This window comes from Acidovorax sp. ACV02 (genome assembly GCF_014851475.1).
Classification (GTDB): domain Bacteria; phylum Pseudomonadota; class Gammaproteobacteria; order Burkholderiales; family Burkholderiaceae_C; genus Acidovorax; species Acidovorax delafieldii.
Map to the genome: position 1 here is coordinate 202,854 of NZ_JACUZU010000004.1, position 26,219 is coordinate 229,072.

24 protein-coding genes are annotated in these 26,219 nt (G+C 65.2%); 9 read left to right on the top strand and 15 right to left on the bottom strand.

Annotated elements, in window-relative coordinates; translation table 11 throughout:
• Positions 1 to 96 precede the first annotated feature (96 nt).
• Positions 97 to 864 carry a type III pantothenate kinase gene (locus IB236_RS11460; RefSeq protein WP_056059481.1) on the bottom strand — a complete coding sequence of 256 codons (768 nt, stop codon included), beginning with the start codon at positions 862 to 864 and terminating at the stop codon, positions 97 to 99.
• A 180-nt stretch (positions 865 to 1,044) separates the two neighbouring features.
• Between IB236_RS11460 and lysM the strand changes: the two genes are divergently transcribed.
• On the top strand, positions 1,045 to 1,533 hold the full coding sequence (gene lysM / locus IB236_RS11465) for a peptidoglycan-binding protein LysM (protein WP_056745437.1): 489 nt from the start codon (positions 1,045 to 1,047) through the stop codon (positions 1,531 to 1,533).
• 76 nt (positions 1,534 to 1,609) lie between these two features.
• Here the strand turns inward: lysM and IB236_RS11470 are convergent, their stop codons facing one another.
• From IB236_RS11470 to IB236_RS11500, 7 genes are all read right to left on the bottom strand, one after another.
• Entirely contained in the window at positions 1,610 to 2,032 is a 423-nt protein-coding gene (locus IB236_RS11470; protein WP_192420825.1) for a rhodanese-like domain-containing protein, read from the bottom strand.
• Between the two features lie 138 nt (positions 2,033 to 2,170).
• A complete protein-coding gene (locus IB236_RS11475; RefSeq protein ID WP_192420827.1) occupies positions 2,171 to 3,133 on the bottom strand; it encodes a M48 family metallopeptidase in 963 nt (320 codons plus the stop codon).
• A gap of 10 nt (positions 3,134 to 3,143) precedes the next feature.
• On the bottom strand, positions 3,144 to 3,911 hold the full coding sequence (locus IB236_RS11480) for a 1-acyl-sn-glycerol-3-phosphate acyltransferase (protein WP_099731310.1): 768 nt from the start codon (positions 3,909 to 3,911) through the stop codon (positions 3,144 to 3,146).
• 85 nt (positions 3,912 to 3,996) lie between these two features.
• Positions 3,997 to 4,593: a D-glycero-beta-D-manno-heptose 1,7-bisphosphate 7-phosphatase gene (gmhB, locus tag IB236_RS11485; RefSeq protein WP_056059492.1), complete on the bottom strand. Its 597-nt coding sequence runs from the start codon at positions 4,591 to 4,593 to the stop codon at positions 3,997 to 3,999.
• A gap of 47 nt (positions 4,594 to 4,640) precedes the next feature.
• On the bottom strand, positions 4,641 to 6,788 hold the full coding sequence (glyS, locus tag IB236_RS11490) for a glycine--tRNA ligase subunit beta (RefSeq protein ID WP_192420829.1): 2,148 nt from the start codon (positions 6,786 to 6,788) through the stop codon (positions 4,641 to 4,643).
• Between the two features lie 11 nt (positions 6,789 to 6,799).
• Positions 6,800 to 7,705, bottom strand: coding sequence for a glycine--tRNA ligase subunit alpha (gene glyQ / locus IB236_RS11495; RefSeq protein WP_010462637.1), 906 nt, complete (start codon positions 7,703 to 7,705; stop codon positions 6,800 to 6,802).
• A gap of 343 nt (positions 7,706 to 8,048) precedes the next feature.
• Positions 8,049 to 9,125: a type II asparaginase gene (locus tag IB236_RS11500; RefSeq protein WP_099731311.1), complete on the bottom strand. Its 1,077-nt coding sequence runs from the start codon at positions 9,123 to 9,125 to the stop codon at positions 8,049 to 8,051.
• A gap of 208 nt (positions 9,126 to 9,333) precedes the next feature.
• Here IB236_RS11500 and IB236_RS11505 point away from each other — a divergent pair, with 208 nt between their 5' ends.
• Complete coding sequence (locus tag IB236_RS11505) at positions 9,334 to 10,263, top strand: LysR family transcriptional regulator (protein ID WP_056745449.1); 930 nt, start codon at positions 9,334 to 9,336, stop codon at positions 10,261 to 10,263.
• A gap of 63 nt (positions 10,264 to 10,326) precedes the next feature.
• Here the strand turns inward: IB236_RS11505 and fabB are convergent, their stop codons facing one another.
• From fabB to IB236_RS11535, 6 genes are all read right to left on the bottom strand, one after another.
• Positions 10,327 to 11,550, bottom strand: a complete 1,224-nt coding sequence (gene fabB, locus IB236_RS11510; protein ID WP_056745452.1) for a beta-ketoacyl-ACP synthase I — start codon at positions 11,548 to 11,550, stop codon at positions 10,327 to 10,329.
• Positions 11,547 to 12,068: a 3-hydroxyacyl-[acyl-carrier-protein] dehydratase FabA gene (fabA, locus tag IB236_RS11515; RefSeq protein WP_008907199.1), complete on the bottom strand. Its 522-nt coding sequence runs from the start codon at positions 12,066 to 12,068 to the stop codon at positions 11,547 to 11,549. Before fabA ends, fabB begins: the two co-directional genes overlap by 4 nt.
• A gap of 161 nt (positions 12,069 to 12,229) precedes the next feature.
• Positions 12,230 to 13,861 carry an apolipoprotein N-acyltransferase gene (gene lnt / locus IB236_RS11520; RefSeq protein ID WP_192420831.1) on the bottom strand — a complete coding sequence of 544 codons (1,632 nt, stop codon included), beginning with the start codon at positions 13,859 to 13,861 and terminating at the stop codon, positions 12,230 to 12,232.
• Positions 13,861 to 14,745: an HlyC/CorC family transporter gene (locus IB236_RS11525; RefSeq protein WP_060986846.1), complete on the bottom strand. Its 885-nt coding sequence runs from the start codon at positions 14,743 to 14,745 to the stop codon at positions 13,861 to 13,863. Before IB236_RS11525 ends, lnt begins: the two co-directional genes overlap by 1 nt.
• Positions 14,746 to 14,852: 107 nt before the next feature.
• Positions 14,853 to 15,593 (bottom strand): GNAT family N-acetyltransferase, encoded by a 741-nt coding sequence (locus IB236_RS11530; protein WP_056059504.1) that lies wholly within the window; start codon positions 15,591 to 15,593, stop codon positions 14,853 to 14,855.
• A gap of 346 nt (positions 15,594 to 15,939) precedes the next feature.
• Positions 15,940 to 16,422, bottom strand: coding sequence for an Lrp/AsnC family transcriptional regulator (locus IB236_RS11535; RefSeq protein ID WP_015012403.1), 483 nt, complete (start codon positions 16,420 to 16,422; stop codon positions 15,940 to 15,942).
• Positions 16,423 to 16,587: 165 nt separating this feature from the next.
• On the opposite strand from IB236_RS11535, the gene IB236_RS11540 reads away from it, so the two are divergent.
• From IB236_RS11540 to phhA, 5 genes are all read left to right on the top strand, one after another.
• The gene (locus IB236_RS11540; protein ID WP_192420833.1) at positions 16,588 to 17,529 is read left to right on the top strand and encodes a triacylglycerol lipase; all 942 of its coding nucleotides are present in this window, start codon (positions 16,588 to 16,590) and stop codon (positions 17,527 to 17,529) included.
• A 3-nt stretch (positions 17,530 to 17,532) separates the two neighbouring features.
• Complete coding sequence (locus IB236_RS11545) at positions 17,533 to 18,522, top strand: lipase chaperone family protein (protein WP_192420836.1); 990 nt, start codon at positions 17,533 to 17,535, stop codon at positions 18,520 to 18,522.
• Between the two features lie 189 nt (positions 18,523 to 18,711).
• Entirely contained in the window at positions 18,712 to 19,824 is a 1,113-nt protein-coding gene (gene hppD / locus IB236_RS11550) for a 4-hydroxyphenylpyruvate dioxygenase (RefSeq protein ID WP_108499960.1), read from the top strand.
• Positions 19,825 to 19,897: 73 nt separating this feature from the next.
• The gene (locus IB236_RS11555) at positions 19,898 to 20,866 is read left to right on the top strand and encodes a tripartite tricarboxylate transporter substrate binding protein (protein WP_192420838.1); all 969 of its coding nucleotides are present in this window, start codon (positions 19,898 to 19,900) and stop codon (positions 20,864 to 20,866) included.
• Between the two features lie 64 nt (positions 20,867 to 20,930).
• On the top strand, positions 20,931 to 21,770 hold the full coding sequence (gene phhA, locus IB236_RS11560) for a phenylalanine 4-monooxygenase (protein ID WP_056059511.1): 840 nt from the start codon (positions 20,931 to 20,933) through the stop codon (positions 21,768 to 21,770).
• An 894-nt stretch (positions 21,771 to 22,664) separates the two neighbouring features.
• Here the strand turns inward: phhA and IB236_RS11565 are convergent.
• A complete protein-coding gene (locus tag IB236_RS11565) occupies positions 22,665 to 23,561 on the bottom strand; it encodes a triacylglycerol lipase (RefSeq protein ID WP_192420840.1) in 897 nt (298 codons plus the stop codon).
• Between the two features lie 98 nt (positions 23,562 to 23,659).
• Here IB236_RS11565 and IB236_RS11570 point away from each other — a divergent pair, with 98 nt between their 5' ends.
• Both IB236_RS11570 and IB236_RS11575 read left to right on the top strand, forming a co-directional pair.
• The gene (locus IB236_RS11570; RefSeq protein WP_099731322.1) at positions 23,660 to 24,403 is read left to right on the top strand and encodes a hypothetical protein; all 744 of its coding nucleotides are present in this window, start codon (positions 23,660 to 23,662) and stop codon (positions 24,401 to 24,403) included.
• Positions 24,404 to 24,477: 74 nt separating this feature from the next.
• The gene (locus IB236_RS11575) at positions 24,478 to 26,160 is read left to right on the top strand and encodes an AMP-binding protein (protein WP_146870045.1); all 1,683 of its coding nucleotides are present in this window, start codon (positions 24,478 to 24,480) and stop codon (positions 26,158 to 26,160) included.
• Positions 26,161 to 26,219: the final 59 nt, after the last annotated feature.

The following is a 26,219-nucleotide window of genomic DNA, read 5'->3' on the forward strand; positions in this document are numbered from 1 at the left end:
TGCTCGGTGTCTCTGGCTTGCGCAGCGCCAGTTTTGCACAGAGGTTTGCAGTAGATTGCAGTGTCGCGCTGCAATGGATGCGGAGCTCAAAAGCCCTCAGCCCCCAAACCGCTGCGCGGCAATCTCCAGAAGTCCGTCAAAAATCAGGTTGTCCACCAGCTCAAACGGCCGCGTCATGCTGGGCGCCATCTTCCAGCCGGCGCCGCCGGTCATGATGCAGGCAGGCTCCTGGCCGCAGTGCTGCAACAGATGCTGGTACATGCGCTCCACGGCCCCCGCGATGGCGTAGGTGCCGCCGCTGGTCAGCGCATCGCTGGTGTTGGTGGGGAACGGGCGCACTTCACCCGTAGGCACGTGCAGGCCGGCGGTGCCGGATTCAAGCGCACGCAGCATGATGCCGTGGCCGGGCAGAATCAGGCCGCCCATGAAGCGGCCCTCGGTGTCGATGCACTCCACCGTCACGGCCGTGCCCACCATCACCACCACCAGCGGCCGTGCAGGGCCGCTTGCCAGCACATGGTGGCGTGCGCCGATCATGGCCACCCACCGGTCCGAGCCCAGGCGCGAGGGGTGGTCGTAGCCATTGGTCAACCCCGCCTCTTGCGCCGATGACACCACCCACGAGGGGGTGACGTCCCAGATTTCCATCTGTTCCTGTACGCGGCGTTTGACGGCATCTCCCGCCACCACACAGCCCAGCATGCGTGTCGGATGGGGTAGCGAGGCCCAGCTGCCTTCGGCCAGGCGGTCGATGTGGTCGAGAAACTCGGCGCCATGCGCAATGAGCGCAGCCCCGGGGCGGGGAGCGTCGTACAACGCCCATTTGAGACGGGTGTTACCGACGTCGATGGCCAGAAAAGTCATGCGGCGGATTATCCCGAGTTTTGCGATGCGCCCCTGCCCGAGGGCGACAGCCACTGCAGCACCAACCCTCCCCGGCCCCCAAATTGTGAAAAATCGTGTCGCGCCCCTGTCCGACACGACGCAGCCGCCCGTACCCGCTACAGTGGTCCTTCCTGTTTCTGCAACATTAGGAGGTACGACATGGGTCTTTTCAGTTTCATCAAGGAAGCCGGCGAAAAGCTGTTCGGCGGCAAAGAAGCGCAGGCCGCCACGGCCGCCGCCCCCACGCAGGATGAACTCAACGCCAAGGCATCCAAGGCCATCGAGACCTACATCGCGTCCCAAAACCTGGGCGCCAGCAACGTACAGGTGGCATTCGACGGCACGCAAGGCAAGGTCACCGTCAAAGGCACCGCGCCCACCCAGGCCGCCAAGGAAAAAGTCACCCTGTGCTGCGGCAACGTGGCCAGCGTGACCAGCGTCGAGAACCTGATGGAGGTGACCAACCCCGAGCCCGAGGCCCAATACCACGACGTGGTGCGCGGCGACACGCTGAGCGCCATTGCCAAGAAGTTCTATGGCGACGCCAACAAGTACCCCGTGATCTTCGAGGCCAACAAGCCCATGCTGAGCCACCCCGACAAGATCTATCCCGGCCAGAAGCTGCGGATTCCGCCACTGACCAAGTAATCTCTCGCAGATTCAAGCCCTCTGAGCTGCCAGCGCTAGTAGAAAAAGCGCTGGCAGCTCTTTTTTTGATAGCGAATCAGCCCTGCTTCCACGGCAGGCCATGAAAGCGCCAGCCACCACGTTTGCCGCGCTGGCCTTGCGCATCCGCATCGCCCTCGAACCCTTCGAGGATGTTGTAAGCGGTGATACCCAACTCGGTGGCGCGGCGCGCGGCGGCGATGGAGCGCACGCCACTGCGGCACAGCAGCACGGCCCGCGCGCCCTCGGGCACGGCGGCGCGCATCTGGGCATCGAAGTCGGCGTTCATCGCCATGCCCGGCCATTGCTTCCAGGCGACCGCTGCGGCGCCGGGCACGTGGCCCACCCACTCGCGTTCGGCGTCGCTGCGCACATCCACCAGCACGGCGTCACCGGCCTGCACCCATTGCCAGGCCTGTTGGGGCGTCACGTCACCGGCATAGCCTTCGGCGGGAGTAACGATGGAGAGCGTATTTGTCATGGTTTCGATCCTTTCTGGGCACTAGGCAAAACGTTTGTACTGGGCGCGACCGGCGCGAGGGACGCAAGCCAAGGGCCGCCCCGCAGCGAGGGCGTCGTCCCCCTTGAGGGAAGGCGCCGAAGGCGACTCAGGGGGGATTCACCATAGAGGGGCGGGTTCATCACGGAGATGGCTGCGCAGCTGCGCGTAGTCCGGCACCACGGTGGCCACGGTGTCCCAGAAGCGGGGACTGTGGTCCATCACGCGCAGGTGGGCCAGTTCGTGCGCCACCACGTAGTCGATGATGGCCGGGCGGTAGTGCAGCAGGCGCCAGTTCAGGCGGATGGAGCCGTCGGCCTTGGCGCTGCCCCAGCGGGTATTGGCGCTCGACAGGCGCAGGCTGGCCCAGCGCACGCCCAGCAGCGGGGCAAAGTGGTCCAGCCGCTCGGTGAAGTGGCGGCGCGCGTCGCGCATCAACCAGGCCTGGACGGCATCGCGGACCTGTGCGGGGCTGGCGCTGTGCGGCAGGCCAATGTGCAGGCTGGGCGTCGTGGCTGCGCCGCCCGGCTCCACCGCCGCCACCAGCGCTCCGCCTTTGCCCGCAAAGCCGTGGCTCGGGTCCAGCACCAGCCTCAGCGGCTCCCCCAGATAGGGCAGCTCTGCGCCATGGGCCCAGACGATACGACCGCCTTCCATGCGCTGCTGGCGCTCGCGCGCCTCCGACAGCTTGCGCAGGATCCAGTCGGACTTCTCGCGCAGCGCGGCATCCACTGCGCCCAGCGTCACCCAGCTGGGGGCCCGCACCGACAGGCCATCGGCCCCCACGGTAAAGCCGATGCTGCGGCGGCGAGCGCGCTGCAGCGCATAAGCTACTACGGCATCTCCCAGCAGGACCTCGCGGCTGGCCTGGGGGTGGCGAAATTCGGCGGGCGACAACAGCGAGGGCAGCGGCACCGCTGGCGCCGAAGGCCGGCTCACTATAGTTTTAGGAGCTACCGGCGCTGGATCGACTAGCGCTTTTGGCTGATTGGGCTTGAAACCTGCAGCCACAGGACTGGGGCCTGCTGCAGGGGTCCCGGGCGGGTCAAACAGGTCCAGCGCCAGTTGCACAAGCCGCTGCATCACGGTCGGTTTACTTCCCGCTGGGGGCCGTGGTGTTGGCCGCTGGGTAAGCCTCTGGGTCCAGGCGACGCATCTCGGCCTCGATCCAGGCCTCCACCTCGCGCATCAGTTCGTCGGGCTGGCGCCCTACGCTGGAGATGGGCTTGCCAATCGACACATCCACCACGCCGGGGCGCTTGACGAACGCCTTGCGCGGCCACACTTTGGCCGAGGTCACGGCGATTGGAATCACTGGCGCACCGGTGTCAATCGCCAGGCGCGTACCGCCGGTCTTGTAGTTGCCCTTTTGCCCCCGCTCGATGCGCGTGCCCTCGGGAAACATGATGATCCAGATGCCCTTGGCCAGCAGGTCCTTGCCCTGCTGCACCACCTTGTTGAAGGCCTGCGTGCGCTGGTTGCGGTCGATGTGGATCATGTCCAGCCGCCCGATGGCCCAGCCGAAGAAGGGCACATGCAGCAGCTCCTTCTTGAACACGTAGGCCAGGGGGTGCGGCATGATCACCGGCATCAGGAAGGTCTCGTACGTGGACTGGTGCTTGACCAGCAGGATCGCGCCTTCGTTGGCGCCCTGCGGCAGGTTCTCCATGCCGGTCACCTCGGCGCGGATGCCCAGAACCACCCGCGCCCCGCTGATGCACAGCGACAGCCAGGCCCGGGCGATGCGGTACAGGGGCACACCCCGCACGCCCAGCAGCGTGCCCAGCATGATGGCCAGCGCGTAGGGCACCACGGTGATGCCCATCCAGAGAAGGTGAATGACAGAACGGATAAGAGCCATTGGGATGTCTTTTTGGCCGCAAGCGCTAGTGGAATATGCGCCAACAGCTATTAATTAAATAGCATCAAGATGCTGCTGCGCCCTGTCACGACAGCGGCAAGGGCGCTGCGGCCACGGCGGCTGCGGCGCTTGGCACCACCGGCAGCAACTGGTCCACAAAATCTCCGAGGCTGGCGTGCAACTGCGTACCCGCCGGCAACCCCGCAGGCAACGCCCCGCCCGGCCGCAACGCAGCAGACCGGCCGGTGCACACCAGGTGCAACTGGGCCCCCAGGGCGGCACCCGCCTGCAGGTGGGCCTCGCAGCTGCCGACCACACGGACCTCGTTGCGCTCCATGCCGTAGCGGTCGCAAATCTGCTCCAGCAGGCCCGGGGCGGGCTTGCGGCAGCTGCAGTCCTCGTCGGCCGCATGGGGGCAATAGAACACCGCGTCGATGCGCCCGCCCACCGCCGCCACCTGCCGGTGCATCTTGGCGTGGATGGCGTTGAGCGCCACCACGTCAAACAGGCCCCGGCCCAATCCCGGCTGGTTGGTGGCGACCACCACATGCCAGCCGGCATGGTTGAGGCGGGCAATGGCTTCGAGCGCGCCCGGCACCGCCGCCCACTCGTCGGCCGAAGTGATGTATTCATCCCCCATCGGGTTGAGGGTGCCGTCGCGGTCGAGGATGGCGAGTTTCATAGGAGGGGTTTGCCTTGTGAGAACCACCAGCCTACCAGCACCAGGGGTCAGGCCGCCAGACGGGACAAATCGGCCACGCGGTTCATGGCTTCGTGCAACGTCTTGAGCAGGCCCTGGCGGTTCAGGCGCAGGTCCAGCTGCTCGGCGTTCACCATCACGTCGTCAAAGAACGCATCCACGGGCGCGCGCAGCACGGCCAGGGTCTGCAGGCTGGCGGTGTAGTCGCCCGCGTCGAACTGGGCATTGGCCTCGGGCACAAAGCGCTGCAGCGCGGCGTACAGGTCCTGCTCGGCCTTTTCCTGCAGGAGCTCTGGGTTCACATGGGCATCCACGGGGCCCTCTGCTTCCGCCTTTTTGAGAATATTGCCGACGCGTTTGTTGGCTGCTGCTAGGGCGGGGCTTTCCGGCAAGGCCGCGAAGGCACGCACGGCTGCGAGGCGCTGCGGAATGCTGGCCCACTGTCCCAACTGGCGCGCGTAAATGGCAGCATCCACCTCCGCTGGGGAGAAGCCGCCATCCCGGAGATAGCCCTTGAGGCGCTCAACCAAGAATTCGTCCAACTCAACAGCCTTGTCTTGAACCAAGCCCGATGGGAAGGCAGCAAAAGCCAGCCGCGTTAGCTCGTAAAAATGCAAAGGCAGGCGCTGTTCAATCAGCATGCGGATCACCCCCAGTGCATGGCGGCGCAGCGCGAACGGATCGCGGTCGCCCGTGGGCAGGTTGCCGATACCGAACATGCCGACCAGGGTTTCTAGTTTGTCGGCCAGCGCCACCACAACGCCGGCGGTGTTGCGCGGCAGTGCATCGCCCGCAAAGCGGGGTTTGTAGTGGTCTTCGATCGCGTTCGCCACGGTCTCGCCCAGGCCGTCGTTCAGGGCGTAGTAGCCGCCCATGATGCCCTGCAGCTCAGGGAATTCGCCCACCATATCGGTCACGAGGTCGGTCTTGGCCAGTTGCGCGGCCAGATCGGCATCCTGCACCAGTTGCGCGTCGCCCAGCTGGGATGCAATCGCCTTGGCGATGGCGCGCACGCGCTCCACGCGCTCACCCTGCGTGCCCAACTTGTTGTGATAGACCACCTTGCCCAGGCCTTCGACGCGCGAGGCCAGCGTCTTTTTGCGGTCTTGGTCGAAGAAGAACTTGGCATCGGCCAGGCGGGGGCGCACCACGCGCTCGTTGCCGCCGGTCACAAAGCTGGTGTCTTCGGGGCTGATGTTGCTGACCACCAGGAACTTGTTGGTGAGCTTGCCCGCGGCGTCCAGCAGCGGGAAGTACTTCTGGTTGGCCTTCATCGTGAGGATGAGGCACTCTTGTGGCACACCCAGGAACTGCTCTTCAAACTGGCAGATGACCACGTTGGGGCGCTCCACCAGCGCGGTCACTTCGTCCAGCAGGGCTTCGTCTTCGATGGGGCGGGCGCCGTTGCCCACCTTCGCAGCAGCCGCAGCCAGCTGGCGCACGATCTCGGCCTTGCGCTCGGCAAAGCTGGCGATCACGGCGCCGTCCTTCTTCAGCGTGGCGGCGTAGCTGTCGGCATCGGCCAGCACCACGGGCGACACGGTGGCTTCAAAACGGTGGCCGGTGGTGCTGTTGCCAGCGGTCAGGCCCAGCGCCTTCACGGGCACCACGGTGCTGCCATGCAGCGCCACCAGGCCGTGCGCGGGGCGCACAAAGTTCACGCTGGTCCAGCCGGGCAGCTCGCAGTCGGTTTCGAGCTGGTAGCTCATGACCTTGGGGATAGGGAGCTTGGCAATGGCTTCGTCCAGAGCCTTTTGCAAGCCCGCTTGCAACGTGGCACCGGGCACCACGCTGTCGTAGAACAGGGCTTCGGCCTTGCCGTCCTGCGCGCGCTTCAAGACAGCCACAGCGGCTGCGGGGTTGGACACATCGGCGCCCAGCGCCTGCAGCTTTTTCAGCAGCGCAGGCGTGGCGTTGCCGTCCGCTTGAAGGCCCACGGTCACGGGCATCAGCTTTTGCTGCACGGCCTTGTCGGCGGCCTTGTCGGCCACGGCGGTCACATGCGCGGCCAGGCGGCGGGGCGAGGCAAAGGGCGTGACCACCGAGGAGGCAGACGCCAGGCCCAGGGCCTTGAGCTGGTCGCCCAGCACGGTGGCGAAAGCATCGCCCAGCTTCTGCAGCGCCTTGGGCGGCAGCTCTTCGACAAACAGTTCAACGAGGAGGTTTTGGGTTGTCATCGTCATTTCTCTCACGCAGCCTTCTTCGTCATCTGTTCCACCCACTCGCGCGGCGCCATGGGGAAGCCCAGGCGCTCGCGGCTCTCGTAGTAGCTTTGCGCCACGGCACGGGCCAGGTTGCGGATGCGGCCGATGTAGGCAGCGCGTTCGGTCACGCTGATCGCACCGCGCGCATCCAGCAGGTTGAAGCTGTGTGCGGCCTTGAGCACCTGCTCATACGCAGGCAGCGCCAGCTGCTGCTCCATCAGGTACTTGGCCTGCTTTTCGTGCGCGTTGAAGGCGGTGAACAGGAAGTCAGCGTCGCTGTGCTCGAAGTTGTAGGTGGACTGCTCCACCTCGTTTTGCTTGTACACGTCACCGTAGCTCAGGGTGTCGGTCCACTTCAGGTTGTAGACGTTGTCCACGCCCTGCAGGTACATGGCCAGGCGCTCCAGGCCGTAGGTGATCTCGCCCGTGGCGGGCTTGCAGTCAATGCCGCCGACCTGCTGGAAGTAGGTGAACTGCGTGACTTCCATGCCGTTGAGCCACACCTCCCAGCCCAGGCCCCAGGCGCCGAGCGTGGGGTTCTCCCAGTCGTCTTCGACAAAGCGGATGTCGTTCTTTTTCAGGTCGAAGCCCAGGGCTTCGAGCGAGCCCAGGTACAGCTCCAGGATGTTGGCCGGTGCGGGCTTGAGCACCACCTGGTACTGGTAGTAGTGCTGCAGGCGGTTGGGGTTCTCGCCGTAGCGGCCGTCCTTGGGGCGGCGGCTGGGCTGCACGTAGGCGGCCTTCCAGGGCTCGGGGCCGATGGCGCGCAGGAAGGTGGCAGTGTGCGAGGTGCCGGCGCCCACTTCCATGTCATAGGGTTGCAAAAGGGCGCAACCCTGCGCGTCCCAATAGGACTGCAGCTTCAAAATGATTTGCTGGAATGTCAACATGGCGTCTGTGGCTGAGGCACTGGCAAGCCAGGGCCTGGCAAGTAAGGGGAAAAAGAAGAAAACGCGGTGCGCGAGCCAAACCCAGCGCCCGCCGCCCCATGGGCAACAAGGACGGGCATCGCGCGCGCAAGCCGGTGATTTTACGGCGCGCAGCCGCGCGTGCTGCGGCAGCGCCAGCAACACCGGCCCGCGCCCATGAAAAAAGGCCGGAGCCCTTTTGGAGCCCCAGCCTTCCCAACCAGTCACGCGAGCTATAAGCCGGTGCGTACCGGTGGCCACACGGGTGTGGCCGTCAACGCATGCATCGCGTCAAAGCATGGCGTTCAAACCTCGAAAACAGGGATCAATACTCCCAGAAAATGCGCTGCAGTTCCTTGCTGTCGTTGGTCTTGGTCAAAGCGACCATGGCCAGGATGCGGGCCTTTTGGGGGCGCAGGTCATGGGCCACCACCCAGTCGTACTTGTCGTCGGGCTGCTCGGCATTGCGCAGCACAAAACCATCGGGCACGCGGGCCGAACGGATGATCTGCACGCCCTGGCCACGCAAGGCCTTGAGCGAATCGACCGCCTGTGCGGCCACCGAGCCGTTGCCGGTCCCGGCATGGATCAGGGCCTTGACGCCGGCCTTGCCGTAGGCCTCGATGCCCGTGGTGTTCATGTTGCCGTAGCCGTACACGATGTCCACGGCGGGCAGCGCCTTGATGTCGTCGATGTTGAACTCGGAGTTGGTCGTGTGGCGCTTGACCGGGGCGCGGAACCAGTAGTTCTTGCCTTCCACCACCATGCCCAGCGGGCCCCACTGGCTCTTGAAGGCCTCGGTCTTGATGTTGATGGTCTTGCTCACATCGCGACCGCTCTGGATCTCGTCGTTCATCGTGACCAGCACGCCCTTGCCGGCGGCGTCCTTGCTGGCGGCCACGGTCACGGCGTCGTACAGGTTCAGCGCGCCGTCAGCCGACAGGGCCGTGCCGGGACGCATGGAGCCGACCACCACGATGGGCTTGTTGGTGCGCACGGTGAGGTTCAGGAAGTACGCGGTTTCTTCCAGGGTGTCCGTGCCGTGGGTGATCACGATGCCGTCCACGTCTGCCTGCTTGGCCAGGGCCGACACGCGCTGCCCGAGGCGCAGCAGGTGCTCGTTGGTGAAGCTCTCGGAGGCGATCTGGAACACCTGCTCACCCGACACCTTGGCCACATTGGCCAGCTCAGGCAGGCCTGCCAGGAGCTTGTCCACCGGCACCTTGGCGGCGGCATAGGTTGCGCTGTTGGCGGCCGAGGCGCCCGCACCGGCAATGGTGCCGCCCGTGGCCAGCACCACCACATTGGGCTTGGCAGCCTGGGCCATGGCAACGGCGGAGGCAGCAGACAACAGCAAACCCGCGAGCCAGCGGCTGGCGGTGGGGGAGGAAGAAATGCGCATGAAGAAGTCTCCTGATTTTTTTGGGTGGCAGCACGCGTTGCGCCGCTTTATTCAAAACCGCCGGTGAAGCGGTGCCGCATCCTATGAGAAACCAGAACACAGTCATGCGGAATAATTGACCCACCCTTATGAATTCAGCTCACACCCCAGAACTGCCGTTCGAAGGCCATGAAGTGCCCACCGGCCACCGCCACAAGACAACTCCGCCATGAACTTGAGACAACTGGAAGTTTTTCAGGCCGTGCTGCAAACCGGCAACATGAGCGCTGCGGCGCGGTTGCTGTGCATCACCCCCTCAGCAATCAGCAAGGCCGTGGCGCACACCGAGCTGCAGCTGGGCTACCGGCTGTTCAACCGCTCGCCCGCAGGCCTGACCCCGACGCCCGAGGCCCAGGTGCTGGCCACCGAGTCCACCGGCATCTACCGGCAGCTGGATGCGCTCAAGCGCACCGCGCGCAACCTGGCCACCAGTGACTCGGGCGATGTGCGGCTGGGCGCCATACCGTCCATCACGCACGAATTTCTGCCGCGTCTGCTGCAGCACCATGCCGAGCAGCATCCGCAGGTGGGTGTGGAGGTGCGCACCATCCACCAGGACCAGATGACGCAGGCCCTGCTCACGCGCAGCGTGGACTTTTGCCTGGGTTTCTACAAGCACCCCCACCCACAAATCGCGAGCGACCTGCTGGTCAGTGGTCGCTTGTACCTGGCGGTCGCGACCAGCGTGTGGGCGCGTGCTCCCCGTGCCGCCAGCCCCGGTGCGCGGCTGGCGCAGGTGCCCGTGATCCGCCTGGTGGGCGACGACCCCATGCGCCAGGCGATTGACGAAATCGCACACCGCCTCGGTTCCCCCGCCGGGCCCGGCATCCAGGTGCAGACATCACGCCTCGCTTTGGAGCTGGTGCGCCGGGGCATGGGCTGGACGGTGGTGGACTTTCTCACCGCCAAGGGGCTGGACCCTGCACAGATGGTGGCGCAGGAGCTGCACGAGCTGGCCCCCATGTCGCTGTACAGCTATCACGCGCGCGCCTTTCCGCCCGGTCTGCAGGCCACCCGCATGCTGGGCATGTTGCCAGCCTTGCTGCACGAGGCCCTGCAGCCCAACCCCAAGGCCCGTCAGGCGCTGACGGGCCGATAGAGCCCATGAAAAACGGCCTGCATGTCCAGAGACAGGCAGGCCGTTGCGGTGGGGAGTCCGCGGTCAGTGGTTCCAGCGGCGCAGCACCAGGCTGGCGTTGGTGCCACCAAAGCCGAAGCTGTTGGACAACACCGTGTTCAGCTGCGCATCACGCGTTTGCGTGACCAGAGGCATGTCGCCCAGGGCCGGGTCAGGTGTCTCGACATTGGCAGAGCCAGCGATGAAGCCCTTGTTCAGCATGATCATGCAGTAGATGGCCTCCTGCACGCCCGTGGCGCCCAGCGAGTGGCCGGTGAGCGACTTGGTGGACGAGAACGGTGGCACCTTGTCGCCAAACAGGGCACGCATGGCGCGCACTTCCTGCATGTCGCCCACGGGGGTGGAGGTGCCGTGGGTGTTGATGTAGTCGATGGGGGCGTCCAGACCTTCCATGGCTTGCTGCATGCAGGCAATGGCACCGTCGCCCGACGGGGCCACCATGTCTTCACCGTCGCTGGTGGCGCCAAAGCCCACCACTTCGGCCAGGATGGTCGCGCCACGGGCCTGGGCGTGCTCCAGGCTCTCCAGCACCACGGCACCGCCGCCGCCAGCGATCACGAAGCCGTCGCGGTTCGCGTCGTAGGCGCGTGAGGCCTTCTCGGGCGTTTCGTTGTACTTGCTGGACATGGCGCCCATGCCATCAAACAGCAGCGACATGCCCCAGCTCAGCTCTTCGCCACCGCCCGCAAACATCACGTCCTGCACACCCCAGGCGATCTGCTGCGCGGCCGCGCCGATGCAGTGGGCGGACGTGGAGCAGGCCGATGTGATGGAGTAGTTGATGCCCTTGACCTTGAAGTTGGTGGCCAGGCACGCAGAAACCGTGGAGCTCATGCAGCGCGTGACCTGATAGGGCCCCACGCGGCGGATGCCTTTTTCGCGCAGCGTGTCGGCCGCTTCGATCTGGTTGGCGGGCGAGCCACCGCCCGAACCCATGATGAGGCCGGTGCGCGGGTGGCTGACTTGGCTTGGCGTGAGGCCTGCTTGCAGGATAGCGTCTTCCAGTGCGATCTGCGCATAGGCCGCCGCATCGCCCATGAAGCGCAGCTGCTTGCGGTCAATGCGCGCTTCGATATCGATCTCCGGGGCGCCGCCCACCTGACTGCGCAGGCCCAGTTCCTTGAACTTCTCCACGGCCTTGATGCCGCTGGTGCCCGCACGCAGCGAAGCTTCCACGGAGGCCAGGTCGTTGCCAATGCACGAGACGATGCCCGCGCCGGTGATGACTACGCGCTTCTTGGTGGTCATGCTGCGTCCTTACCGTCTTCCTCGCGCTTGAACAGACCCACGCGAAGGTCGTTGGCCACATAGATTTCTTTGCCGTCGGCCAGCAGGCGGGCATCGCCAATGGCCATGACCAGCTTGCGCTTGATGACGCGCTTGATATCGATTTCGTAGGTGACCAGCTTCACGTCAGGGCCGACCTCGCCGGTGAACTTGACCTCGCCCGCACCCAGCGCGCGGCCCCGGCCCGGCAGTTGCAGCCAGGTCAGGTAAAAACCGATGAGCTGCCACATGGCGTCGAGCCCCAGGCAGCCAGGCATGACCGGGTCGCCCTGGAAGTGGCAGGCAAAGAACCAGAGGTCGGGTTTGACATCGAGCTCGGCGCGGATCTTTCCCAGCCCGTGCGCGCCACCATCGCTGTCGATGTGCGTGATGCGGTCAAACATCAGCATGGGTGGCAGCGGCAGACGCCCGCTGTCAGCGCCGAACAGCCGGCCCTCGCCGGAGGCGATCAGTTGTTCGTAGGAAAAGGAATCTGCCATTTTCAGTCGTGCTCCAGAACGGCGGATGGCCCGCCTCAAATCATCGTTTTACGCAACACCAGCCCCCGGTTGCGGGCCTCTATTATCAAGGCATAGGGAGCCGCCTCTAAACACGGGGGTGCGCAGGCCCCTGCGCCGTCGGGCGCAATGCCTGACCTGGATCAATTGCCACGTGGCCTGCGGCCCCTGCTGGCGACCATGGCCCCTATCAGCACCAGAGCCCCCAGCGCCCACAGCGGCCACAGCCCCCAGCGGGATACCCACCACGCGTAAGGCGTGATGGCCCAGCCACTTTGTGCGTCCAGCCCCCGGCCCTGCACCTCGCCCTTGAGCACGCCGCGCGTGTAGCGGGCCAGCTGGTGCGTGACCACGCCCCGGTGGTCGATGATGACCGTGGCACCCGTATTGGTGGCGCGCACCATGGGCCGCTCGAATTCGAGCGCACGCATGCGGCTGATGTGCAGATGCTGGTCGATGGCCAGGGTGTCGCCAAACCAGCCGATGTTGCTGAAGTTGACAAACACCGTGGGGGCCTGGGCGGGGTCGATGAATCGCGCCCCCAGCTCCTCGCCGAACAAGTCTTCGTAGCAGATGTTCGGCGCGATGCGCTGCCCCGCCACGGCAAACGACGCCTGGCCCACGGTCCCCCGGTTGAAATCGCCCAGAGGGATGTTCATCATGGCCGTGAACCACTTGAAAAACGGCGGAATGAACTCTCCAAACGGCACCAGGTGGTGCTTGTCGTAGCGGTAGGGCGCGGCTTGTGTGGCAGCACTCATGCCCAGCACGGAGTTGGTGTAGCCCTGCGCTTCATCCCCCAGCGGAATGCCCACCATGGCGGCCTGAGCCCCTTGCGCATAGCGTTGCTGCATGCCCTCCAGATACCCCGGAATGAGCTGCTGCGGCAGCAGCGGTATGGCGGTCTCGGGCGCCACCACCAGGTCAGCCTGGGCGTTGCGCAGGGCCTCGGCATACCACTGCAGGGCCACGGGCACGCCGCTGCCGGATTGAAACTTTTCGTCCTGGGGGATATTGCCCTGCAGCAGCTCCAGGCTCAGGGCGGGCGCTGCGCGCCGTGCCGGGGTGTGGCACAGATTGACCGCGCACAGCCGGTCCACCGTGGCCCAGGCCAGCAGGCCGCCCGCCGCCAGCACCAGCGCCCACCAGCGCGCGTTGCGCAGATCGGTGGCACGCACCTGCACCACGCCCATCGCCAACGCCGCAGCCACCGCGCTGATGCCATACACCCCCATGTGGCGGGCCAGCACGGCGAGCGGCCCATCCACATGCGCGTAGCCGCCAGCACCCCACGGGAACCCCGTCCACCAGACGCCCCGTGCCAGTTCGGCCAGCAGCCACAGCGCTCCGAAAAGAAGAGCACTCCCGGCACGATTCACCGGCGCATACCGGCAAAACAAGGCCAAAGCCGCTGCATAGTAGCTGGCCAGAAAGGCAGCGAGCCCCAGCACCGCTGCCACGGCCAAAGGCGCGGGCAGGCCGCCATAGGAATGCATGGAAATGAACAGCCACCAGAAAGTGCCTGCCAGCCAGGCGGTGGCAAACAACCCACCCACGAGCGCACCGCGCCGCCAGGGCGCAGCGACGCGCGGGTGCTCCACAGCGAAAGGCCGCACCATCCAGGCGAGCGCAGCCATCGAAGCCAGCTGCAGCCACCACAAGGGTTGGCCGCTGCCCGGCCAGGCCAGCGAGGCCGCCTGGGCCAGGCCCGCCGCCAGTGCCAGCAGCAGTTGCGGCAGCAGCGGCCCGCCCGCCATCCGAGAGCGCCGCGACATCAGCCGTCGGAGGGAGTGTCTTCGACCCTGGACACCTTGAACCAGCGCACCGCCCCGCCCTTGGTGTGCAGCACCACAAAATGCAGGCCGCTGAGCTGCAGATGCTCACCGCGCTTGGGCACATGGCCCATTTCGTGGGCAATCAGGCCGCCGATGGTGTCGAAATGCTCGTTGGGGTCGCTACCCACGATGGCCACCTCAAAGGCCTCGGCCACACGCTCGATGGGGGTGTCACCACTCACACGGTAGGTCCGGTCGGCCAAGCCAAAGATGTCGCCATCGTCTTCGGGGATGTCGAACTCGTCCTCGATCTCGCCCACGATCTGCTCCAGAACGTCTTCGATGGTGATGAGCCCGGCCACGCGGCCAAACTCGTCGATCACGATGGCCAGGTGGTTGCGGTTGCCACGGAACTCGCGCAGCAGGTCGTTCAGGCCTTTGCTTTCGGGCACAAACGCTGCCGGGCGCAGCAACGCACGGATGTTCAGCTCGGGCGCCCGCTGCAGCTTGAGCAGGTCCTTGGCCATCAGGATGCCGATGATGTTCTCGCGCTCGCCCTGGTAGACCGGAAACCGTGAATGCGCGGTGCTGATCACCAGGTGCAGCAGCTCATCGAAAGGCGCGTCAATGTTGACGAGGTCCATGCGCGGTGCTGCCACCATCACATCGCCCGCCGTCATGTCGGCCATGCGGATCACGCGCTCCAGCATCACGCGCGATTCGGCGCCGATGACCTCGTTGTCCTCGGCCTCGGCCAGGGTTTCGATGAGTTCTTCCGTGGAGTCCGGCCCAGGATGGATGAACTCGGCCACTTTCTGCAGGAAGGTGCGCTTGTCTTCCCTCTCGGGCGGTCGCCCGGGGTGCGCGGGGTGCGGGTCAGACACTGTCTGGAGTGCAGGACGTGCGGTAGTGAATCAGGCCCCTAGGATAGCGGATTGCCGTGACAACCGGCCACCACCGGCGTCACTGCCGCGGGTGCGACCGCAACGGATCACTCGGCCGACTGGTGGCGCGCGTGTTGCACGCCGCTGCGCACTTCCTGCACATTGGCCAGAAAGTCCCAGAACTGCTTGGCCTGCTTTTTGAGCTGGTAGTCCACCTCGGCGAACTGCTGCTCGACCATCTCGGTCATGCGCGTGTCGAGGCTGGCGGGTGGTATCTGCAGATAAGCCTCGGACTCGGACCCGTCGCGGCGCACGGTGGCACCGGCGTTGCGCGCGATCTTGAGCATGGCGGTGTTTTCAGACAACGCATGGATGAACACCATGTTCACGCCCTCATTGCGCGCATGCATCACGGCACGCTCGAACAGGCGCGCGCCAAAGCCTCGACCCCGTGCTTGCTTGAGCACGGACACACCGAATTCAGCACACGGCTTGTGTTCGGGGTTTTCCGAAAACGCCAGGTGGGCCATGGCGATGAGCTCAAGGCGGCGGTTGTAGATGCCAAAGATTTCATCGCGCTCGAAGTTGAGCTGCTCGGCGTAGCGGCGGATCTGTTCGTCGTTGGCGGCATAGCCAAAGCGCAGGTAGCGGTCTGCAGGCTCCAGCTGCAGCAGGTGCTGGGTGATCCGCTCCCGGTAGGAGGGGCCCAGGGAGCGGATAGGAACCATCACGGGCGTCTCCTGCTGGTGGATGTGAATGTCAGAGGCAGAAGAGCCGCTGGTTACCGGGCGCAGCAGGTCCCGGCCTGCGTACCAGGATGCCTTGAGCCAGTCTTTGGTTGCGAACATGTCGCCAAATATAAGGGTTTTCCCTCATCTTTTCCAGTCCAAATTGCTGCGCCGCAACAAAATAGTGATCCTACTCAAAATGCGGAAAAATCGGCTCCAAGCGCTGGAAGATCATGCCTCAATAGCTATCAATTTGAGAGTATTCATGCCCTGGATCTCCTCAGCATGGGTCGCAGACGCGACGGCTGGGGTGGCTGCACCCCCATCTGCGCCAAGCCTTCTCTGCACGGGCCAGAGCGTAAAGCGCGGACCGCCTTACAGCAACCTCCACCACATCAACAGGCGCCACAGGGAGTCACGCCTGTGACGTGCCCCATCCCAGCCAAGGGCGAAGGCCCGCGCTGGACTACACTGGCACAGCCGTCGTCGCCTTCACGCGGTCGAGCACAAAGCTGGTCTTGCAGTCCTGCACGCTGGGGTGCTTGAGCAGCGTGTCCATGATGAAGCGGCTGTAGTGCGCCATGTCGGCCACCACCACGCGCAGCAGGTAGTCCATTTCGCCGGTGAGCGATGCGCACTCCACCACCTCGGGCCAGGTCTGCACGCTGGCGCGGAACAGGTCCATGGGGTTGCGCTTGTGGCTTTCCGTGTGTTTTTCCAGCCGCACGTTCAGGTACGCCGTGAGCCCCAGGCCCACCGCTTCGGGCTGCACCAGGGCTACGTAGCGGTGGATCACGCCGCTGTCTTCCAGCCGCTTGACGCGGCGCAGCACCGCGCTGGGCGACAGGCCCACCTGTTCTCCGATGACGTCGTACGTCTCGCGGCCGTTGTCCTGCAGGCGGCGCAGGATGGCGCGGTCCAGCTTGTCGAGTGCGTCAAAGGCTTTCATGGCGCAGGATTTTACGAACAACTGCGTGATTTCTGCATGGTGCGGCGCACACACGGGTATGTCCCGATAGTGACTCTATGGCCCGAATACAAAAATTGATCTCGCAAAAAAGAACGGTCGTTCGTTTTTGCGAGCATAAGAAACCATACCAACGGAGACAAACACATGACCGGATTTTTCAGCTGCTTTTTGCGGCGACTGGTGCTGGCAGCAACGGCGGGGTTGCTGCTGCTGGGCGTGGGCGCGCAGGCGCAGACGGGCTACACCCAGACGCGCTACCCCATCGTGCTGGTGCATGGCCTGTTCGGCTTTGACTCGGCCCTTGGGATCGACTACTTCTACGGCATCCCCGACGCACTGCGCCAGGGCGGCGCCAAGGTCTACGTCGCCCAGGTCTCGGCCGCCAACAGCACCGAGGTGCGCGGCGAGCAATTGCTGGCACAGGTCAAGACCATCCTGGCGCTGACCGGTGCCCCCAAGGTGAACCTGGTAGGCCATTCGCACGGCGGCCCCACCACCCGCTATGTGGCGGGCGTGGCGCCGCAGCTGGTGGCATCGGTCACCTCGATCGGCGGCGTGAACCGGGGTTCGCGCGTAGCCGACATCCTGCGCGGCGTAGCGCCCGCGGGCTCGGTGTCCGAAGCCGTGGCCAGCGCCGCCGCCAAGGCGCTGGTGGGCCTGATCAACCTGACCTCCGGCGGCACCGGCCTGCCCCAGATGCCCACGGCGGCGCTGGACTCGCTGACCACGGCCGGCTCGGCCAAGTTCAACAGCCGCTTTCCGCAAGGCGTGCCCACCTCCGGCTGCGGCAGCGGCGCCGAGCAGGTGAACGGTGTGCGCTACTACTCCTGGACCGGCACCCTGCCCCTGACCAACGTGCTCGATGCCAGCGACGCCCTGCTCGCCACGCTGAGCCTGACCTTTGGCGAAGCCAACGATGGCCTGGTGTCGGCCTGCTCGTCGCGCTTGGGCAAACACCTGGGCGACTACCGCCAGAACCACCTCGACGAAGTCAACCAGCTGCTGGGCCTGCGCGACTGGTTCTCCACCGACCCGGTGACGCTGTACCGCCAGCACGCCAACCGCCTCAAGCAACAAGGCCTGTAAGCCATGGCCCAGCCCTCGCGCACCTGGGCGGTTGCCGCCGCAGTCCTGGCCCTCACCACGGTCGCCGTGGTGTGGTGGCTGGGCGGCCCTGCCGGGTTGGGCGCGGGGGATACCCACCCATCACCGGCGGGGGCGGCCGCCGCCTCCGCCGGTGCCCAGGTACAACCCTCGCTAGCACAGGGCGCGGACCACAGTTTTTTTGCACGCCGCCGCGCCATCACCACCGACGGCCCGGCCGACCCCCTGCTGGTGCACGGCCTGCGCGACACGCTGGAAGCCCTGCTGATGGAAGCGGGCGACGCCAGCGACCCAGCCACGCTCAAACAGCGCCTGGCCGCGCTGGTCAACCGGCATTTCCCCGCCGCCCTGGCCACGCGAGCCCTGGCACTGGCCGAGCGCTACGTGGACTACCGTGTGGCCCTGGGCAGCTTGCGTGCGCCGCAGGACCTGTCCGACCCACGCGCACTGCGCGACGCGCTGGAGGCGCGCCACAAGGTGCGCCTGCAGTTTTTTGACGACGCCGAATACGACGCCCTGTTTGCCCGCGAGGCCGACCTGGACCGCTACACCCTGGCGCGCCTGGAGATTGAGCGCAACACCCAGCTCAGCCCCGAGCAGCGCGCCCAGGCGCTGCAGGCGGCCGACAACGAACTCTCCACCGAGCGCCGCGCCGAACGCAGCGCCGCCACCGAACACATGACCGCCGCCGCGCAGACGGCCGCCTTCAACGCCAGCAACACCGACGAGCGCAGCCGCTACGCCACCCGCAGCGCGCAGTACGGCCCGGCAGCCGCCCAGGCCATGGCGCAGCTGGACAGGGACGAACAGCACTGGAACCAGCGCCTCGACCAATACAGCCAAGCCCGCACCCAGCAGGGCGAGGGCCCCGGCCTGCAGCAACTGCGCCAGCAGCTGTTCTCGCCCGAAGAGCAACAACGCATTGACGCCGCCCTGGCGCTGCGCCAGCTCAACGCGGGCACCTCGGGCTCATAGGGACCTTCTGCCGACCGCGCAGCGCTGCGGCGGCAAGCCCCGCCCAGCGCGCCGCCAGACTGCGCAAAATTTTGATCATTCACAAAATTCCTGCAAATCAAAGGCCAAAGCCTCTTGATTTCGCCAGAAACATGAGGCAGGCCGCGCCTACAGTCCATGACATTCATCAACGAATGCCGGAGACACCCCATGAACGCCGCCTTGCCGCAAGAAACCACCGCCCAGCTCGCTGCCTGGGACAACCCCATGGGCCTCATGGGCTTCGAGTTCGTCGAATTCACCTCGCCCCAGCCCGGCGTGCTGGAGGCGGTGTTTGAAAAGCTCGGTTTCACCCTGGTCGCCAAGCACCGGTCCAAGGATGTGGTGCTGTACCGCCAGAACGGCATCAACTTCATCCTGAACCGCGAGCCCCACAGCCAGGCCGCCTACTTTGGTGCCGAGCATGGCCCCTCCGCCTGTGGCCTGGCCTTCCGTGTGAAGGATGCGCACAAGGCTTACAACCGCGCGCTGGAGCTGGGCGCCCAGCCCATCGAGATCCCCACCGGCCCCATGGAGCTGCGCCTGCCCGCCATCAAGGGCATTGGCGGTGCGCCGCTGTATTTGATTGACCGGTTTGAAGACGGCAAGTCCATCTACGACATCGACTTCGAATTCATCGAAGGCGTGGACCGCCGCCCCGTGGGCCACGGCCTGAACCTCATCGACCACCTCACGCACAACGTGTACCGCGGCCGCATGGGCTTCTGGGCCAACTTCTACGAGAAGCTGTTCAACTTCCGCGAAATCCGCTACTTCGACATCCAGGGCGAATACACGGGCCTCACGTCCAAGGCCATGACCGCGCCTGACGGCAAGATCCGCATCCCGCTGAACGAAGAGTCCAAGCAGGGTGGCGGCCAGATCGAAGAATTTTTGATGCAATTCAACGGCGAGGGCATTCAGCACATCGCGCTGATCTGCGACAACCTGCTGGACGTGGTGGACAAGCTGGGCATGGCCGGCGTGCAGCTGGCCACCGCGCCCAACGAGGTCTATTACGAAATGCTGGACACCCGCCTGCCCGGCCACGGCCAGCCGGTGCCCGAGCTGCAGTCGCGCGGCATCTTGCTGGACGGCACCACGGCCGACGGCACGCCCCGCCTGCTGCTTCAGATCTTCTCCACGCCCATGCTGGGCCCGGTGTTCTTCGAATTCATCCAGCGCGAGGGCGACTACCGCGACGGGTTTGGCGAAGGCAACTTCAAGGCGCTGTTCGAGTCGCTGGAACGCGACCAGATCCGCCGTGGTGTGCTGAACACGTAAGACATCGGACATCCAGGGTTAACCCTGCACAGGTGCCTATACTGCGCGCTCTCCGGAACTCAAAAGGATCCCGATGTCGCTCCGTAGCACCCTGTTCAGCACCCTTCTGGCTGGCGCGGCCACTGCCGCGCTGGCGCAGAACCCGTCTGCCCCGCTCACCATCGTGGTGCCCTACCCCGCTGGTGGTCCGCTGGACACCTCGGCCCGCATCGTGGCCGATGGTGCTGCAGCCCAGTTGGGCTCCATTACCGTGGAGAACAAACCAGGGGCAGGTGGCAATACCGGCGCCGACCAGGTCGCCAAGGCCGGGAAGACCAGCAACCAGGTGCTGATGGGCGCCGTGGCCACGCACGCGGTGAACCCCTGGCTGTACAAGAATTTCCCCTACAACGCACTCAAGGACTTCAAACCCCTCGTCCTCGTGGCGCGCACGCCCAATGTGCTGGTGGTGAACGCGGAGCAGGCGGCCAAGCTGGGCATCAAGACCACGCCCGACCTGGTGCAGTACCTCAAGAAGAACCCGGACCAGGCCAAGTACGGCTCGGGCGGCAACGGCAGCATCGGCCACATCTCGGCCGAGATGTTCAAGTCGCTCACCAACACCCGGATGGGCCACACGCCCTTCCAGGGCTCGAAGCCCGCGCTCGCCGCGCTGGAATCAGGCCAGGTGCTGATGGTGTTTGACAACCTGGCCTCGGCGCTGCCGCAGATCCAGTCGGGCAAGCTGCTGGCGCTGGGTGTGACCACCCTCAGCCGCAACGAGGCGCTACCCAACGTGCCCAGCATCAACGACAGCGTGCAGGGCTTCAACGTGTCCACCTGGTTCGGCCTGTTCGCGCCGGCCTCGCTGCCCGATGCGGATGCACGCCGCTATGCCAACGCGTTCAGCGCCGCAATGCACTCGCCTGCGGGCAAGGAGAAGTTCAAGAAGATGGGCATCACCCCCGAAGAGCTGACGCTCGACGGATTTGCGCAGTTTGTGCGCTCGGAAAACAGCAAGTACGAGCTCCTGATCCGGGCCGCAAAGATCAAGATCGATTAGCAGCCGCGTGGGCTGGTGCGCACCCCCGTCGCGGTGCGCCGACCATGGCGGCAAAGGAGAAAAAATGGGACAAGCCCCTGTCGTCTATGGCCAATCCACCCGCCCACCGCGTGGCGACTATTCGCGCGCCAACGCGGACTACACCTGCCCGCAGGACTACGCGGCCTACACCGCCGCCGACCACGACACCTACCGCCGTCTGTACGAGCGCCAGCGCGCCCTGCTGCCGGGCCTGGCCAGCCAGGCGTTCATCGACGCCCTGCCCTCACTGGGCGCGAGCGACCGCATCCCGCGCTTTGAAGAGGTGAACGAGCGCCTCTACAAAGCGACCGGCTGGGAGCTGGTGGGCGTGCCCGGGCTGATCCCGGAGGTGCCGTTCTTCACCCTGCTGGCCAACCGCAAATTCCCGGTGACGGACTGGATCCGCAAGCCCGAAGAGTTCGAATACATCGTCGAGCCCGACATCTTTCATGACCTGTTCGGGCATGTGCCGCTGCTGTTCAACCCGGTGTTTGCCGACTATGTGCAGCGCTACGGCCAGGGCGGGCTGAAGGCGCAGGGGCTGGGGTCGTGCGAGATGCTGAGCCGCTTGTACTGGTACACGATCGAGTTCGGGCTGATCCGCGAGGCGGGGCAGTTGCGGGCCTATGGCGCGGGCATCCTGAGTTCGTCGGGCGAACTGGCGTACTCGGTGCAGAGCCCAGAGCCGCAGCGCATTCCGCTACAACTGGAGCGCACCATGCGCACGCGCTACAAGATCGATACGTACCAGCAGACGTATTTTGTGATCGACAGTTTTGAGCAGCTGTTTGAGATGACGGCGGCGGACTTTGCGCCGATCTATGAGCGGCTGCGGGGGTTGCCGGAGTTTGCCGCGGATGAGCGGGAGGCTGTTGCGGCTTGATGTTTTGAAGAAAATGGCTGCCAGCGTTAGTGAATCATGCCCTGAAAGCTACGCTTTTAATAGCAACTTGCATCCAGGAATGCGGGGCTGGGCTGGGGTTGTTGGGCCTTTTGGATGAATCGGTCTCTGTGCCTGGGTTGAGGGCGGGGGCCGGGAATCGCCCGGCAGGCGAGGCACTTTTCTTTGCTTCGCCAAAGAAAAGTACCCAAAAGAAAGGCGACCCCACTGTCTGCGTCCCCTGCGCTGACGCTACGGGGCAACCTGCGGTGCTCGGGTTTGGCGGGGTCTCGCTCAACTCGCGCCGCTGCGCGTCGCTCAGACACACGCGAGCCCTGATCCGCCAAACCCTGCGCTCCTCGGCGCATCCAGAGGGGCACGGCGAGCAGAACATCATCGCTGCGCTCGGCACCGAATCGCGGGCGCAAGCGCCACGCGCTGCGCAGCCTGGGCCGAGCGAAGCAATGGCCCGTGGGGCTGTTGGGATGTTCGGCTGTCCCACCCCTGCGGGCTGCGCCTGCGGCGGGGCGGCTGCGGGGTGGCACGCGCGTCGGAGCGTGCGTGCTTCGTGCTCTGACTCGCCGTGGATGTCTGAACGAAGCTGCAACGCAGCGCAGTGAGTTCCACGGCGCACCCCGCAACCGACACGACGCAGGTCTGCCCCGTAGCGAAGCGCAGGGGTCGCAGACTGGGGGTCGCCTTTTCTTTGGTGACTTTCTTTTGGCGAAGCAAAAGAAAGTTACTCGCACGCCGGGCGACTCCCGGCCTCCGCCCTACAACCAAACATGCAGTCCGATGTGCAACTCACGCCCGATGTAGCCATCGAAAACACACTACAAAATCAATAGCTACCAGCACCTTGCATACGAGCGCTAGCAGCCAAAAGGCCTCAAAGAATCACCCTCGACTTACCTCCTCCAGACAAGCCTTCATCACCCCAGGGTCAAACGCCATCTGCACATGCGCAACCCCTTCCACCAACCGGTGTTCTGCCCCCGCCAACGCCGCTGTGGTCGCCGGAAACACGATGTTGTCGCAGTTCGAATACCAGCAGGTAAACAACGCTGCCCGCCCCGCAGGCTCCGCCCGCTGCAAGGCCACCACCCAGTCCCCCGCCAAGCTCATCTGCCGCCCATTCACCGCCCGGCTGAAACGCCCCAGCCATGTGCCCCCATGCGGCGTGCCCAGCGTCAACACCCGGTGCACCCGCCCATCCGCCTGGTGCGCCCGCAGCCACGCCCGCACCGCCAAGCCACCCATGCTATGGCACAACAGCACCGGCGCCTGGCCCGTGGCCGCCGTCACTTGGCGCACAGCGTCTTCAATGATGTCCGCGTACTCGTCAATCGAGCCCATCACCGGCTCCAGATTCACCGCCACATAGGCATGCCCCCGCGCCTGCAAAGGCGCAAACCACGGCAGCCAGAGCCCCCGGTTGCACATGAATCCATGCACCAGCACCACGCCCCGCTTTCCGGTCGGCTGCACAGGCAGCCAATCGGGCAATGACTGGTGGCGAAACGGCTGGCGCCAGCAAAACACCATCAGCGCCACCCACCCCTCGGCCCACCAGGCACCCACCACCTGCGACAGGCGGGCACGTGGCGCAGCGTCGGTGCGGTTGGTGATGTGCATCAGCACAAACTCCAGCGCCATCACCACCAGGTACAGACACAGCGGTACCAAGGCCCCCAGCACGGCACGCCAGGGTGAATGGGGCCACTGCCACACCAGCCAGGCGGCCATGGTCAGCAGGATGAACAGAAGCAGGGTTCGTTGCCAGCGCGCGATCATGGTGGTGATGGGCAGATGTTGTAATTGACCAGCCGCATTGTGCGGTCTGACCACCGCCCGACACCGCACCCCGCAGAACGCAGAAAGGACCCCGCCCCATGGATGCCGCCCAGACCATCCGCGACTGCATCGCCGACGTGACCGCCCTGCGCCTGCACCGCACGGGCGACCCGGCGCTGGGGGCGGCGGTGGGCAGCGTCAAAAGCCTGCAGGCCCGGCGCTTTCGCGGCACCTATGCGGACCTGATGGGCTCGCCCGCGTTCGGGCCCGCAGCACAGTTCTTTTTGGAAGAGCTGTACAGCGACACCGACTACACCGACCGCGATCTGCAGTTTGGCCGCATCGCCGGCACGCTGCAGACCATGTTCCCCCAACCGGTCGTGAACACCGCCGTGGCCCTGGCGGTGCTGCACGCACAGACCGAGGGACTGGACCAGGACATGGGCCGCGCGTGGTTGCTGCACGAAGCCGATGCGGCCAACGTTGCCGCCCGCTACACCGCCGCCTGGCGCACTGTGGGCCAGCGCCATGCGCGCCAGCAGCAGCTGCAGCGCGTGCTGGCCATGGGGAATGACCTGGCGCGCCTCACGCGCACCCCCGGCCTGCGGATGATGCTGCGCATGATGCGCGGCCCGGCCAACGCCGCGGGCATGGGCGCGTTGCAGAAGTTTCTGGAGGCGGGGTTTGACACCTTCGGCCAGCTTGCGCGCCAGCGCGGCGGGGTGGAGCAGTTTCTGGCCACCATCGAGCAACGGGAGCGGGCGCTGATGGAGCAACTGTTCGATGCCGATCCTGTCACCTGCGGGACCCAGCTCGCCAGCACACTAGGACAAGCCCGATAGCCCGCAACGCGCCCGCCTTCCACAATCTGTGCCCACCTATCAATGGCATTTGGCGAGCACAAGGAAACAAGCGCATGGAAAAGATCTGGCTCAAGAGCTACCCCCCGGGCGTCCCACACGACGTGAAGCCCGAGCAATACCGCTCTGTGGCCCACCTGCTGGAAGAGTCGTTCCGCAAACACGCATCGAGCCCGTTTTCGGTCTGCATGGACCAGTGGATGACCTACGGCGAGCTGGATCGCCGCTCGGCCGCTTTGGGTGCCTATCTGCAAAGCCTGGGCCTGGAGCCCGGTGCGCGCGTGGCCATCATGCTGCCCAACATCCCCCAGTTTGGCGTGACCATGGCCGCCGTGCTGCGCGCAGGCTATACCTGCGTGAACGTGAACCCGCTGTACACCGCCCGTGAGCTGGAGCACCAGCTCAAGGACTCTGGCGCCACGGCCATCGTGATCCTGGAGAACTTTGCCCACACGCTGGCTGAGGTCATTGACCACACGGCCGTCAAGCATGTGGTGATGGCCTCCATGGGCGACCTGCTGGGCTTCTGGTTTGGCAAATGGATCACCTTCGCCGTGCGCCACCTGGCCAAGATGGTGCCTGCGTATGACCTGCCGCTGTCGAATGGCCGCAAGGTCGTCACGTTCAAGAAGGCACTGTCGCTGGGCGAGCACAAGTCGCTCGCGCCCAGCCAGGCCACGCTGGATTCGATTGCCTTTCTGCAGTACACCGGCGGCACCACAGGCCTGTCGAAAGGCGCGGTGCTGACCCACCGCAACATCGTGGCCGCCACGCTGCAGGCCGAGGCCTGGTTCACGCCCGCGCTGTCCAAAGTGGGCGACCTGAGCAAAGCCAACAGCATTGCCGCACTGCCGCTGTACCACATCTTCGCGCTCACGCTGTGCCTGCTGGCCATCCGCCAGGGCTCCAGCCTCACGCTGATCCCCAACCCGCGCGACATTCCGAAGTTCGTGGCCGAACTCAAGAAGCGCCCCTTCCACATGCTGCCTGCGGTGAACACGCTGTTCAACGCGCTGCTGCAAAACCCGCAGTTCAAGACGCTGGACTTCTCCCACCTGTGCGTGTCGCAGGCCGGGGGCATGGCGGCCAGCGAGGGCACCGCCAAGCAATGGCAGAAGGTGACTGGCAGCACGATGATCGAAGGCTGGGGCATGAGCGAGACCTGCGCCATCGGCACCAACAACCCGGTGATCAGCACCACCTTCAGCGGCAACATCGGCCTGCCCTTGCCGGGCATCGACATCGCCATCAAGGACGACGAAGGCAACAGCCTGCCCCAGGGCGAGTCGGGCGAGATCTGCATCCGCGGCCCCAACGTGATGGTGGGCTACTACAACCAGCCCGAAGAAAACGCCAAGGCCTTCACGCCCGATGGTTTCATGCGCACGGGCGACATCGGCATCATGGACCCGCAGGGCTACACCCGCATCATCGACCGCAAGAAGGACATGATCCTGGTGAGTGGCTTCAACGTGTTCCCCAACGAGCTGGAGCAGGTCATCAGCCTGTGCCCCGGCGTGGTCGAATGCGCAGCCATTGGTGTTCCCGATGAGAAGCAGGGCGAGGCCATCAAGGTGTTCATCATCAAGAACGACCCGGCCCTGACCGAGGACGAGGTGGCCAACTACTGCCACCAAAATCTCACCGGCTACAAGCGCCCCAAGTACATCGAGTTCCGCGACGAGCTGCCCAAGAGCAATGTGGGCAAGATTTTGCGTCGCGAGCTGCGCAAGGCTTGAGGCCGTTGTTCCTAAGGGCAGAGCGAAAAACGCTGCCCTCCATCACCTCCCCCAGGGCG